Raw genomic sequence first — 14,373 nt, forward strand, 5'->3', positions numbered from 1 at the left:
TAGGCTTACGAACCTTGCTCTAAATTGTACATTCGGAAGCTAAATTTTAGGAACTCGCTTCGCTCAAACAGCCTAAAATTTTAACGCTTCTCTCATTTTCAATTTCACGAGCAATCTTCGATAGGCCATTACTAACTCAAAATTCAACATTGAGAATTCAACATTTTAATCCTGACTCTTGGCTCTTGCTTCTTTTGATCTATTTTCTCTACTCTAATAGCGGAGCATCTAAATTTAGGATACAATTATCATTTCCTAAGATTTTGTCATTTCGAGCGCAATGAAATGAAGTCGAGAAATCTCAATCAACAATTTAAGTTAGAAAGTTCAAAAGTTGTTGTACGTCGAAAAGTCATTCCAAATTCAACATTCAAAATTCAAAATTTTAATCCTGATTCTTGATTCTCCTGTCTATTTTCTATTCTCTAGATTCTAGATTCTAAAAAAAAGATTTCTCCATTTCGCTATGCTTCAGTCGAAATGACAACCTTTAGATGTAATGTTTAAGGTTCAAGATTCAAAAGTTATTGTATCGAGAAGTCTGGTTTCAATATACAGTTTACATTGTACAGCCATTCACAATTCAACATTTTAATCCTGACTCTTGGTTCTTGCTTCTTTTGATCTATTTTCCCTATTCTAATAGCGAAGCATCTAAATTTAGGATACAAATTATCATTTCCTAAGATTTTGTCATTTCGAGCGCAATGAAATGAAGTCGAGAAATCTCAATCAACTAGATTTCTCCATTTCGCTTCGCTTCAGTCGAAATGACAACCTTTGGAATGCAATGTTTAAGTAGGTCGAGATGACACCTTTTGCATTCAAAATTCAGTATTCAGCATTCAAAATTTTAATCCTGATTCTTGCCTCTATATTCTCTTGTCTATTTTCTAGATTCTAACAGCGCTGCGGTCTACATTCAGAAAGTTTACAGTTTTCTAACTTCGTGCTTCCAAGAGTGATTTTTGATATAAATCATAAAGAATTTTTATTCCTTCAGCGTTTAAAATTCCGTTTACATGGTCTTTTTCCTGAAGAAAATGGATCTGAAAGCTTTTAATAGCGGCATCAAGATCATCAATGTTATAACCTATAATTCTTAAGGCTTCCGCGATGGTAAAGTCAGATGGGATCACATCTGGAAATAGATATCGATCCAGCAACGGGATACGTTGTTTAAAAACAGGATTGATATTATCGATTTTCAGAGGATTCTCTGTAAAAAATTGGTGCTCAAACTGGATATTTTCGATACGCTCGGCATCATACCATATTCCGTAGCCTTCTTCAGCGAGGCGTTTCCAGGGAAAATCGGCGCTTGGATCAGTTTTTCTGCCGGGAGCGATATCAAGATGCCCTACGAAATTTGCCGCAGGTATTTTATAGTCTTCTTTGAGTTGTTTTAATACATCCAGTAAACTTGAAATTTGAGCCTCAGAAAAGGGTTCTTTTCCGTTATTATCGAGTTCGATTCCTATAGAAGCCGAATTAAGATCGGTAGTATGTCCCCACTGCCCAATACCACCATGCCAGGCACGATAATAATTGTTAAGCATATGAAAAACCGCTCCGTCATCACCAATCACGTAGTGTGAGCTCACCTGGGTTCTGGGAATAGTAAATGTATTTAAGGTTTGAATTGTAGAATCCTGTGCGGTATGATGGATTACTACAAAATTGGGTCGTCTAAGGTTGAAATTAGTAGTTCCCACAGCATACTCACCGTAATTGAGTGCGGAATCATTAGGGTTTTTCTCTAGTGGGAATCTACTAAGTTCTTTAGCATAGGCTTTCGCCTTTTTCTTATATATTTTATTGGTAGTACGGTAAGGGTTTGAAGAACATGAGATCAACAAACCCAAACCTCCTAAAATCAAAATTTTTCTAAAATATGTCATTGTCGCATTTTATTCCTAAAATAAGGAATCCTGGTGAAAGGCGTACTAAAATTTCCAGCGAACAAAAGCCTCAATAGCTTCGTAATTGGCAAGTCCCAGGTTATGGTAAGCCATTGCGGTTTCGCTGTTTCTTTCTTCGGCACGTACCCAGAATTCGCGTTCATCGTCACCGGGGAATACCGGAGTATCTTTTTGCGACTGGTGCTTAAAGATCGCTTCGCGTTTTCTAGCTACTTCTTGTGGAGAAAGCGGTACGGCCATTTCGATATCGTGGATATCAAATTCCTGCCATGCACCTCTATACATCCATAACCAGCAGTTTTTGGTCCATTCTTCTGTTTCACGAAGACGATTCATAGCCTCTAAAATAATGTTGAAACAAACGATATGGGTACCATGAGGATCGGCAAAATCACCAGCGGCAAAGATCTGATGAGGTTTTACTTTTTGAAGCAGCTCCATCGTAATCTTAACGTCTTCTTCAGTTACCGGGCTTTTTACTTTTTTACCCGTTTCGTAAAACGGTAAGGCCATAAAATGAATGTTTTCATCTACAAGTCCGGCATATCGCGCACCAGCAATAGCTTCGGTTTTACGTATAAAACCTTTAACATCCATGATTTCACGAAGATCGATATCATTAGGACGTTTTTCGGTAATAAACGTATTTATATTCTCGTAAATTTCTTCAAGTTTGGCGGTGTCTTCCCCAATACTTTTATTAAAATCGATTGCAAATTCTACATAACGTAAAACATCGGTATCCCAAACTGCAGTGTTTCCAGAGGTTTGGTAAGCCACATGAACATCATGTCCCTGATCTACCAGTCTAATAAACGTACCTCCCATAGAAATTACATCGTCGTCGGGATGCGGACTAAAAATAATCGATCGCTTTTTAGCGGGTTCGGCACGTTCCGGGCGTTGAGTATCATCAGCATTAGGTTTACCGCCAGGCCAACCGGTGATGGTATGTTGTAACTGGTTAAATACGTCGATATTGATGTTATAAGCCGGTCCTTTTTCGGTGGCCAGTTGTGCCATACCGTGACTGTTGTAATCTTCGTCGGTTAACTTCAGAATCGGTTTTTCCACCTCGTTAGATAACCATATTACCGCTTTTTTAATTTGCTCTTTATCCCAGCTACAGTCTTTTACTAACCATGGGGTATCGAATCTTGTTAATTCTGAGGCAGCATCTTTATCCAAGATAAACTCAACATGCTCATTTAACTGCAGGTAGGTGGCAGGTACACTGCCAGAAATTTCACCTTCAACCGCTTTTTTAATGATGGGTGCTTTTTTCTTGCTCCATGCCATTAAAATAATTTCACGCGCTTTAAAGATGGTACCAATTCCCATCGTGATGGCTTTGGTAGGTACATTTTCTTTACCCCCAAAATCACGGGAGGCATCACGCCTGGTAAGATCATCCAGTGTAACTAAACGAGTACCACTGTTTGGTGCAGATCCCGGTTCGTTAAAACCAATATGTCCTGTTCTACCAATACCAAGGATTTGTAAGTCTAAACCACCAACTTCGGTAATTTTTCTTTCATAAGCCAGGCAAAATTCAGCAATAGCATCTTTGTCTAGCGTACCATCCGGGATGTTGATATTTTCTCTTGGGATATCCACATGATTAAACAGATTTTCGTCCATGAACTTTACATAGCTCTGGTTTTCATCCGGCTGCATGGGATAATATTCGTCCAGATTAAAGGTAATAACGTTTTTAAAACTAAGCCCTTCTTCTTTATGAAGTCGGATAAGCTCTTCATAAACTTTTACAGGAGTCGCTCCGGTTGCTAGACCTAAAACAGCTTTTTTTCCTTTTTCCTGCTTTTTTTTAATAATCTTAGCAATACGTTTTGCAACTTTTACAGAAGCAGCTTGCTCGTCCTTATATACTTTTACAGGGAGCTTCTCAAAACGTGTTTCTTCTAAGAGATTTAATCTGGCCATGAGTATTTATTTTAACTTAAATGTGATTTTATCATTGTAATCTGATTCCTGAAAATACTATCCATAACCGCAATGGTACCACCATACAGGCTGGAATTATTTCCAAGATTCGATAATTCTATATTCGTTTTTTCCTTCAGCTGCATCATGCAATAAATGTTCATGGATTGCTGAATAGGAGTGGTAATAAATTGTTTGGCTTTTGCAATTTTTCCTTCAAGAACGATAAGTTCCGGGTTAAAGATTTGTATTAAGATAGCAATACCTTTTCCCAGGCTTATGCCTATTTCAGAAAGCGAGTTTATCGCAAATTGATCACCTTTATTTGCGGCTTCTACAATAGTATCTGGTTCGAGTTTTTCGAGTGCTTCATCCGAGAGCGTATTTAATACGGAAGTTTGTCCCTGCTCCAGGCCTTCTTTTACTTTTCTAACCAGCGCCAGACCAGAGGCTTCGGTTTCCAGGCATCCTCTTTTTCCGCAATGACAAAGCGTACCATCTTCTACCATTGGAATATGGCCAAATTCACCAGCAAATCCGGAAACACCGGTTTGTATCTTTCCGCCCATAATAATACCCAAACCAACACCCCAATCCATCGAGATAACCAGTACATTTTCTTTTTCTTTGGCGAGTCCAAAATGAAATTCAGCTAAAGAAGCACTTTTGGCATCGTTTAAAATAGCAACAGGCTTCTTAAAGCGATCTTCAAATTTATCTCTAAGTGAAGCGGGATCCTGCTCGGTAAGGTAGTAGGTAAAGTTTTTTCCTTCTTCAGAAGATACCAGGCCTGGCATACTAATACCTACGCCCATTATCTTTTTATGATCGATTTCCGAGGCTTTTAAAAAGGCTTCAGCAAAATCATATAAGAGATCTACAATATTAGAATTTGGGGAAATTTGCGTTTCAAGCACCTCTTCTTTTACAATACTATGATTGTTGTCTATAAGGGCCAATTTAATCTTAAAGCGCTCTATATGGATACTTAACACGAAAAAAGAATGTTCTTTTAATCCATAAAGATCGGGTTTACGACCACCTTCAGATTTTCCGCGTCCTTTTTTAATTACGATCCCATCATCCAGCAACTGATTGATAAGCGCCATAGAGGTTGGAAGGCTAATGCCAAATTTTGAACAGATTTCAGCATTAGAGGTATCACCATTTAGAAACATATGTTTTATGATTCTTGTTTTTTGATGAACCTTTTTACGTTCAACATTGCTCATTTCTTCTAACTGAGCATCTTCTATTAGAAAATCCTGTAAATTTAGACTCATATACGTCGGACAATACAAAGCTTTTAGCCTTTCGTTAAAAATTCAATTCTTTTTGCAAAGAACTAAATTTCTGAAAAATAAAAGTATATAAAAAATTTAGTTTACAAAAGACTTAATGTAAAATTTTAGTAAAGATTGGTTGTTTAATTAAATTTTGTATTTTTAAGAAAGCAATAATTGTTTATTTTATTTTAAAATCTATGGCTCGCTCTCGTTATTTATCCCTGGATATTCTGCGCGGAATGACGGTTGCCCTTATGATACTGGTAAATAATCCGGGAAGTTGGGCTACTATTTATGCGCCTTTTAAGCATGCTGCCTGGCATGGATTTACACTAACAGATCTGGTATTTCCTACCTTTCTATTTGTAGTTGGGAATGCGATGAGTTTTAGTTTTAAAAAAATGAATTCGTGGAGTACTCCTGAATTCCTGACAAAAACATTTAAAAGGGCGGCAATTATATTTCTTATTGGTTTAGGGCTCTCTTATTATCCTTTTGTTAGGCGTATAGACGGAGAATTTATCCTAAAGAATATTCTGGATATTAGGATTATGGGTGTTTTACAGCGTATTGCTGTTTGTTATTTGCTGGCAGCAATCGCTATTCGGTTTCTAAAGAAAAAATGGCTTGTTGTTTTATCGGTTTTTATACTGTTGTTGTACTGGTTCTTATTATCGTGTTTTGGCGGTAGCGCTCCCTATAGTCTTGAAGCAAACGCTGCTTTAAAATTTGATCTTTTGGTGTTTAATGAAGAAAATCTTTATCATGGTTTTGGAATTCCTTTTGATCCCGAAGGTTTATTAAGTTGTCTTCCGGCGGTGGTCAATGTGATATTTGGTTATCTGGCCGGCAGGTTTATCCAGCAAAGTGTAAATAAGAAAAAACTGGTTATCCAATTGGTTATTGTCGGTTTAGCAATGATTAGCCTCGCGCTGGTCTGGGATGTAATATTACCTGTTAATAAACCAATCTGGACCAGTTCTTATGTCATCCTAAGCACCGGATGGGATTTTATAATTCTTGGCGCCCTTATAGGAATATTAGAAATCGCCGAATTTAAATCATGGAGCAGGTTTTTTGAACCTTTTGGTAAAAATCCGTTATTCATTTTTGTGCTCTCCGGTGTGGTAGTGTTAACAATGGGACTTATATTTATTGGCGATACCTCCTTAAAAGGCTGGATTTACCAAAATGTATTCTTAAGCTGGTTATCTCCTTATAATGCATCGCTTTTGTATGCGTTATTATTTTTAATACTTATGTGGCTTATTGCCTATATTTTAGACAAAAAGAAAATTTATATCAAAGTTTAAACCCAAGCTAATGCGATTATTTTCCCTTACGAAACTCGTTTTAACCTTAATTGTTTTCTGCGGAATCCAATTGAATTCCTATGCCCAACAACAACCCGAATTTTTAGAGTATACCAATAGTAAATGGGTAGATTCTATAATGCAGGATTTAACGCCTAATGAACGCATTGCGCAACTTATTATGGTGGCGGCTTATTCTAACAGGGATTTAAAACATAAAGAAGCGATCTTAAAACTCATTAAAGAGCAAAAAATAGGCGGACTCATTTTTTTTCAGGGAACGGCGAAAAAGCAGGTGCAGTTAATGAACGATTATCAGCTAGTATCTAAAGTGCCGCTTTTGGGCGCTATCGATGCTGAATGGGGTTTGGGAATGCGATTGGATAATACCATCAGTTTCCCGTATCAAATGGCATTAGGTGCTATCCAGAACGATACCTTATTATACAAGATGGGGGAAGAAGTGGCGCGACAGGTTAAACGAACCGGTTTGCACATGAATTTTGCTCCCGTTGTAGATGTGAACAATAACCCGAATAATCCGGTGATTAATTACCGAAGCTTTGGCGAGAATAAAGAAAAAGTGGCCGAAAAAGGCATCGCGTATATGAGAGGAATGCAGGATCAAAAGATCCTGACCACTGCCAAACATTTTCCCGGGCATGGCGATACCGATACCGATTCGCATAAGGCGCTGCCACAAATAAACCATCCATTTACAAGATTGGATAGCTTAGAGATGTATCCGTTTAAGAAATTAATCGATGCCGGGATTGGTGGTGTGATGGTCGCCCATTTAAATATTCCGGCCCTGGATAGCAGTGGTGTTCCTTCTACTTTATCTAAGAAGATCATCAGCGGAATTTTAAAAGAGAAACTTGGCTTTAAAGGTTTGATCGTAACAGATGCCATGAACATGAAAGGGGTTACAACTGGAAATGAACCTGGGGTGGTAGACAAAAAAGCGATCATTGCCGGGAACGATTTGTTAGAGTTTACCGAGGATGTACCTAAAGCAATTGCCGAAATTCGAAAAGCGATCGATCAGGGTATCATTTCTCAGGCAGCTATCGATGAAAAATGCCGAAAAGTACTGGCCGTAAAACAATGGGTAGGTCTAAACCATTATGAGCCGCTAAAAACAGCCAATATCGATAAAGAGCTGAATAATTCGTATGCTAAATATATTCAGCAGAAATTAGTGGAAAAGTCCCTTACGGTTTTAAAAAACGAGCAGGAACTTATTCCGCTTCGAAGATTGGATACGTTAAAAATTGCCAGTATTTCTATAGGCGCCGATAAGAAAACAGCTTTTCAGGAAAATTTAGGCTGGTATACCAAAATCGATCATTTTCAGCTTAAAGATAAAGCTACCGCGAGCCAGATTTCTGCAGTAAAAGAAAAATTAAAAGATTATAATGTGGTGATTGCCGGTTTACATGATCATAGTAAATATCCAAGAAACGTCATTCGGTATTCTGATGCGGTTTTAAAATTTATTGCTGAAATTGCCCAAAACGAGCATACGATTTTTAGCGTTTTTAAAAATCCGTATACCTTAAATAAAATGGATAATATTGAAGATGCGGCGGTTTTAATTGAAGCTTACCAGGATTCTGAATTATCCGAACAAAAAGCAGCGCAACTTATTTTTGGCGGATTTAAAGCAGACGGAAAACTACCGGTAAGTGTAGGAAAGAAATTTAAAGCCGGTGATGGTCTAGAAACATCCGAAAAAATAAGATTTGCCTATACCACTCCTCAAGATGCAGGAATGAATGCAGATTTTTTAGCAAGTGGGATAGATTCTCTAATGCAGCAGCCGATGGATGCCAAAGCGATTCCCGGCGGAGTGGTTTTAGTGGCCAAAGATGAAAAGATCGTATTTCAAAAGGCTTATGGCTTGCATAAATACAGCGATACGGTAAAAACAAAAACATCAGATATTTTTGATCTGGCCTCGGTAACTAAGATTTCTTCAGCTTTACCGGCCCTGATGAAATTACAGGATGAGGGGAAGTTCAGTTTAGAAGAAGGGATTGATGAGTACCTGCCGTATTTTAGAAATTCCAATAAAGCGGGTATTCCGTTTCGGCAAATATTTGCACATCAGGCAAGGTTTAAACCCTGGATTGCATACTGGCAAAATACCTTAAGAAAAAACGGAAGTTATAAATGGAATACCTTTAAAAAAGATTCTTCAGCCCGCTTTCCGGTAAAAGTAAGTGAGAATATGTGGTTGCACCGTAATTATAAAAAGAAAATATATAAGGCCATAAAGAAGTCTCCCTTAGAAGATAAAGCAGAATATAAATATTCCGGACTCGCGTTTTACCTGCTTCCGCAGATTGTAGAAAACTTGACCGGAGAAGATTATCGCAAGTACCTCGATGATAATTTTTACTCAAAATTAGGAGCGACAACTTTAGGCTATCGCCCAATGGAAAGCTTTGAACTTGCCAGAATTGTGCCTACAGAAAGTGATTTTGATTTTCGGCATAAACCCATTCATGGGAGTGTGCATGATGAAGGTGCGATAATGATGGGTGGGGTTTCAGCAAATGCCGGCCTTTTTTCTGATGCAAACGACCTGGCAAAACTCATGCAAATGTATTTGAATATGGGCGAATACGGGGGAGAGCGTTATATTAAAGAAGCTACGTTTAAGGAATGGACCAAAACACAATTTCCTGATAATAATAACCGTCGCGCCATAGGCTTTGATAAACCTAATTTAGAATATGCGGGACCTAACAATAATACCGCAAAAGACGCCAGTACCGCTAGTTTTGGGCATACCGGTTTTACGGGAACCATGGTTTGGATGGATCCTAAGGAAGACTTGCTTTTTGTGTTTTTATCAAACAGGGTTTTACCCACAAGAGACAACACACGGCTCTACAGCTTAAATACCCGTACGCAAATTCAGCAGGTGTTATATGATGCTATAAAAAAATAATATTTCGACTAAAGACAGGAATGTTCTTGTTATTATGTAGGTTTTATTTAGTTTATCCCCCTGATTTTAAGTAAAGTTATAGAGAAATGATTATTCTTTTCTGATCAAAACTATATATTTGCTAAACAAACTAAACTAACCATACTCATGAAAACATTTCTACCTTTAATACTCTTAGCGTTTATTGTATTTATACCTAACCGTGTGTTTTCGCAAAATCAGGTTGGAGGGCAAATCGTAGATAAAGAGAATCAGCCGGTTAGTTTTGCGAATGTTGTTTTGTTAAATGCTAAAGATTCTGTTTCGGTAATAAAAGGAATGATTTCTGAAGATGACGGGAGTTTTCTCTTCGAGGAAATAGAAAACCGTCCCTATGTCTTAAAAATCAGTTTTTTAGGTTTTGCAGATTATATAAAGCGTTTTGAGGTTGAAGGGAATACTAATCTTGGGAAAATCGAACTTCAGGAAACCAGTAACAGTTTAGATGAGGTTACCGTAAAAGCCAGAAAGCCGAAAATTGAACGAAAAATAGACCGAATTTCATTTAATGTGGAAAATTCGGTTATCTCTAGTTTAAACACTTACGAAATTTTAAAACGTACTCCGGGGGTAATTGTTAGTCAGGGTGAATTACTGGTAAAAAACCGTCCTGCAACTGTGTATATCAACGATCGCAAGGTGTATTTATCCACCGCAGAATTAGAGCAGTTACTTTCTGGATTAAGTGGTGAAAATGTAAAATCTATAGAGGTGATTACCACGCCGCCGGCACGCTATGAAGCTGAAGGTAGCGGTGCGATTTTAAATATTGTAATGTCCAAAAATCCATCGATTGGTTATAAAGGAAGTGTAAATGCTTCAAACACTGTTGCGGTGTTACCTAAATACAGTTTGGGAACCAGCCAGTATTATAAAACCAATAATCTAAATGCTTTTGCAAGTTATAACTTCAACGCAAATAATATCTATAAAAACGACGAAAGCAATGTGACGTATTTTGAGCCAGATGGTTCAGAAAATTCTACCTGGCTTGGGGATTTTGAGCGTGATACTAAAAACTATGCTCATAGTTTAAATACGATTTTAGATTTTACGCTTTCAGAAAAAAGTAGTTTAAGCCTGAGTGCCAATTTAAATTTCACTCCAAAGAACGATTCAGATTTAAACGGGCAAACAGATATTTACAGTGCTTCCGAGAGTTTAGATTCGTTATTTACTACCGATAGCCGTCTGGAAAATGAAGCTAAAAACATGCTTTTTAATGCTGATTTTTCAACCAGCTTAGGAGAAAACGGGGCTAAATTATCAGCGCAGGTCAATTATATTCGTTATGATAAAGATCAGGATCAGGATTTAAATACCACTTATTTTTATGGCAATGGCGATGAGATTAGAAATAATATCATCATGACCAGAGCCATGCAAAACTCAGATATTTATACGGGTCAGGTAGATATTACCACAAACATGGGAAGTCTTCCTGTTGAAACCGGAATAAAATATGCCGGAATTACTTCGAATAGCGCCCTTGATTTTTACAATAACACGTTTGCTTTGCAGGTAGACGAACTTTCGGATGCTTTGGATTACGATGAGAATATCTATGCGGCTTATTTTAGCACGTCTAAAGAATTGGGAAAATGGAGCCTAAAAGCGGGTTTACGAGGAGAGTATACTGATATCAGCGGGATTTCGGCTCAAAACGGACTTGTAAACGATCAGGATTATTTTCAGTTATTTCCCACGTTTTACGCGATGCGAAGTTTAGGAGAAGAAAGCTCGATAAGCCTGGAGTATAACCGGAGAATTGAACGTCCCCGGTTTCAGAGTTTAAATCCGTTTCAATACTACATTAACGAGAATAATGTAAAAGAAGGAAACCCTGCTTTAGTACCGGGAATTGCTAATAAAGTATTATTTAATTATTCCTATAAAGGGGCATTGTTTTTTGATTTATACTGGGATAGGGTAGATCATTCACCTTCGATCTTATCATTTCAGGATAACCAAAAACAGCTGTTAAGAACGGTAAATGATAACTTAGATTATACCCAGCAATTTAGCCTGGATATTACCTATGCTAATTTTGTGACCAATTGGTATTACCTCTATGGCTATCTTTCCGGGTTTTATATGGAAAACCAGATCTACGCCAGGGAAAGTGCTGCTGAAACCTATACAATCGATACTTTTAGCGCTTTTCTTAATGTTGGGAACTATTTTTATTTTGGTGGGGATGGTACCTTTAGCGGAAATGTGAATACGTATTTTTTACCTAATATTCTGGCGGGATCGTATAAATACGAGAATCCACAGTTTGGTTTAGATTTGGGACTCCGCAAAACCTTTATGAATAATAAAATTTCGGTTTCTATCAATGCTGAAGATATACTGAGAACCATGAACATCCCGATGCAAAGTCAGTATTTAAATCAGGATAACGGATTCTATGCGATTTCTGAAACCAGAAGAATAACGTTTGGAGTGCGTTACAATTTTGGAAATTTCAGGTTAAACGATAATAACCGTGCCATTAATGCAGATGAAGAAACCAGACTTAAAGAAAGACAGGTGTTAGATTAATTGCTTATGGAGCGTTTTATTTGGTGATATTTTTTGAATTTCCAATTTAAAGCTCATAACAATGGCTGCTGAAATTGTCGATTTTCGCTTTCTTTTTTCTGAAGAATTTGTTGTCCATTCAACAGTGCGAGGGTTATCTTTTTAATCCATTAGTGAGGGGTAACTCCCCGAGGTTTTTGATTATTGCATGGTATCCAAAAACCTTACTGAAGTATGTTGTACATGTTGTAAAGGAATTGGAATAAGCTTTGCTCGAAAATGGAGATGAAATGATCGATTCCCGATCCCTATAGCTATCAGGATCTGGATATCTCGAAATAAAAAATTGTTCCTAAGAAATGCCTCAGAGGTTTGCCCAGAGGTAGTTTAGCTGAATTTTAAATTGTTCAATCTTATTTAGTAATTTTGCACTTTCTAAATCAAAAGATTGTGGCAAAAATAGGAGATATAGATGTAGGAGAGTTTCCATTGCTTTTAGCACCGATGGAAGATGTGAGTGATCCACCGTTTAGAGCCTTATGTAAGGAGCAGGGTGCAGATGTGGTGTATACAGAATTTATCTCTTCTGAAGGTTTGATTAGGGATGCGGCTAAAAGTGTGATGAAACTGGATATTTATGAAAAAGAGCGTCCGGTAGGAATTCAGATTTTTGGTGCGAATTTGGAATCAATGCTGGAATCTGTTGAAATTGTAGAAAAATCAGGTCCGGATATTATCGATATTAACTTTGGCTGCCCGGTTAAAAAGGTGGTCTCTAAAGGTGCCGGTGCGGGTATTCTAAAGGATGTCGATTTGATGGTTTCTTTAACCAAAGCCATGGTAAAGCATACTAATTTACCCATTACCGTAAAAACGCGTTTGGGCTGGGATCACGATTCGATTAAGATTATGGAGGTTGCCGAACGCTTACAGGATGTTGGATGTAAGGCGATTTCTATCCACGGAAGAACCAGAGCCCAGATGTATAAAGGTGTGGCCGACTGGAAACCAATTGCCGACGTGAAAAACAATCCCAGAATGCATATTCCGGTTTTTGGAAACGGAGATGTAGATACGCCTGAAAAAGCCGTAGAAATGCGTGATCAATATGGTTTGGACGGGGCAATGATCGGTCGTGCCAGTATTGGGAATCCCTGGTTTTTTAGAGAAGTAAAGCATTATTTTAATACCGGTGAGCATTTGGCACCACCTACTTTACAGGAACGTGTTGAGGCCGCAAGAAAGCATTTACAGATGTCGATCGACTGGAAAGGGGAGAAGCTTGGAGTTTTTGAAACCAGAAGGCATTATACCAACTATTTTAAAGGCATACCCCATTTTAAAGAATATCGTATGAAAATGGTCACCAGCGATGATGCTGCCGATGTTTTTGCCGCTTTTGATGAGGTTGAAAGAGATTTCGCGGGATATGAGTTTGTTTGAGGTTTGAGTTAGAAAGTACAAAGTACAAAGTTGGAAAGAGAAAAGTGAGAGACAAGACGCAAGAACCAGGAGTCAGGATTAAAATGTTGAATTTTGAACGCAAAAGGTGTCATCTCGACCTTGTGGAGAGATCTTTTTAGTTAGAACCTAGAAAAGAGAGAATAGACGAGAGAATCAGGAAACAAGACAAAAATTTTGAATTTTAAATGCTGAATGTTGAGTTAGTAATGGCCTATCGAAGATTGCTCGTGAAATTGAAAATGAGAGAAGCGTTAAAATTTTAGGCTGTTTGAGCGAAGCGAGTTCCTAAAATTTAGCTTCCGAATGTACAATTTAGAGCAAGGTTCGTAAGCCTAGACTTTTTTGTTTCTTTATTGCATCCGACGACTGCAGGGAGAGGAATGCATATGAAAAAAGAAAAAACATCAATAGAAGTTGAAAGTATCAAAGTTAGAAAGTAGAAAAGTCAGAGACAAGACGCAAGAACCAGGAGTCAGGGTTAAAATGTTGAATTTTGAATGCAAAAGGTGTCATCTCGACCTTGTGGAGAGATCTTTTTAGTTAGAACCTAAAAGAGAGAATAGACGAGTGACTCAGGAAACAAGATAAAAATTTTGAATTTTCAATGGCTGTACAATGTAAACTGTATACTGAAAACAGACTTCTCGGTACAACAACTTTTGAACCTTAAACCTTAAACATTGAATTCTAAAGGTTGTCATTTCGACTGAAGCATAGCGAAATGGAGAAATCTTTTTTTAGTGAGAATCTAGAATCTAGAGAATAGACAAGAGAAGCAAGAATCAGGATTAAAATGTTGAATTTTGAATGCTGAATGTTGAGTTAGTAATGGCCTATCGAAGATTGCTCGTGAAATTGAAAATGAGAGAAGCGTTAAAATTTTAGGCTGTTTGAGCGAAGCGAGTTCCTAAAATTTAGCTTCC

Annotated in this window: 7 protein-coding genes; 4 read left to right on the plus strand and 3 right to left on the minus strand. The window is 37.7% G+C overall.

The window, feature by feature from the left end; all coding sequences use genetic code 11:
* Positions 1 to 941 precede the first annotated feature (941 nt).
* Genes AC13DP_RS03880 through AC13DP_RS03890 form a run of 3 tightly spaced genes read right to left on the minus strand, consistent with a single transcriptional unit; the run spans position 942 to position 5,149 of the window.
* Complete coding sequence (locus tag AC13DP_RS03880; RefSeq protein WP_347406018.1) at positions 942 to 1,901, minus strand: N-acetylmuramoyl-L-alanine amidase; 960 nt, start codon at positions 1,899 to 1,901, stop codon at positions 942 to 944.
* 45 nt (positions 1,902 to 1,946) lie between these two features.
* Positions 1,947 to 3,866: a glucosamine-6-phosphate deaminase gene (gene nagB, locus AC13DP_RS03885; RefSeq protein WP_228251990.1), complete on the minus strand. Its 1,920-nt coding sequence runs from the start codon at positions 3,864 to 3,866 to the stop codon at positions 1,947 to 1,949.
* Between the two features lie 11 nt (positions 3,867 to 3,877).
* Positions 3,878 to 5,149 carry an ROK family transcriptional regulator gene (locus AC13DP_RS03890; protein ID WP_013074056.1) on the minus strand — a complete coding sequence of 424 codons (1,272 nt, stop codon included), beginning with the start codon at positions 5,147 to 5,149 and terminating at the stop codon, positions 3,878 to 3,880.
* 200 nt (positions 5,150 to 5,349) lie between these two features.
* Here AC13DP_RS03890 and AC13DP_RS03895 point away from each other — a divergent pair, with 200 nt between their 5' ends.
* The 4 genes from AC13DP_RS03895 (at position 5,350) to dusB (ending at position 13,429) form a co-directional block, all read left to right on the plus strand.
* On the plus strand, positions 5,350 to 6,465 hold the full coding sequence (locus AC13DP_RS03895; RefSeq protein ID WP_347406016.1) for an acyltransferase family protein: 1,116 nt from the start codon (positions 5,350 to 5,352) through the stop codon (positions 6,463 to 6,465).
* Positions 6,466 to 6,475: 10 nt separating this feature from the next.
* On the plus strand, positions 6,476 to 9,424 hold the full coding sequence (locus AC13DP_RS03900) for a serine hydrolase domain-containing protein (protein WP_483067334.1): 2,949 nt from the start codon (positions 6,476 to 6,478) through the stop codon (positions 9,422 to 9,424).
* A gap of 147 nt (positions 9,425 to 9,571) precedes the next feature.
* Positions 9,572 to 12,007: an outer membrane beta-barrel protein gene (locus AC13DP_RS03905; RefSeq protein ID WP_483067335.1), complete on the plus strand. Its 2,436-nt coding sequence runs from the start codon at positions 9,572 to 9,574 to the stop codon at positions 12,005 to 12,007.
* A 429-nt stretch (positions 12,008 to 12,436) separates the two neighbouring features.
* On the plus strand, positions 12,437 to 13,429 hold the full coding sequence (gene dusB / locus AC13DP_RS03910) for a tRNA dihydrouridine synthase DusB (protein WP_347406013.1): 993 nt from the start codon (positions 12,437 to 12,439) through the stop codon (positions 13,427 to 13,429).
* Positions 13,430 to 14,373 lie beyond the last annotated feature (944 nt).

Source organism: Zunongwangia sp. L-65 (assembly GCF_056859415.1).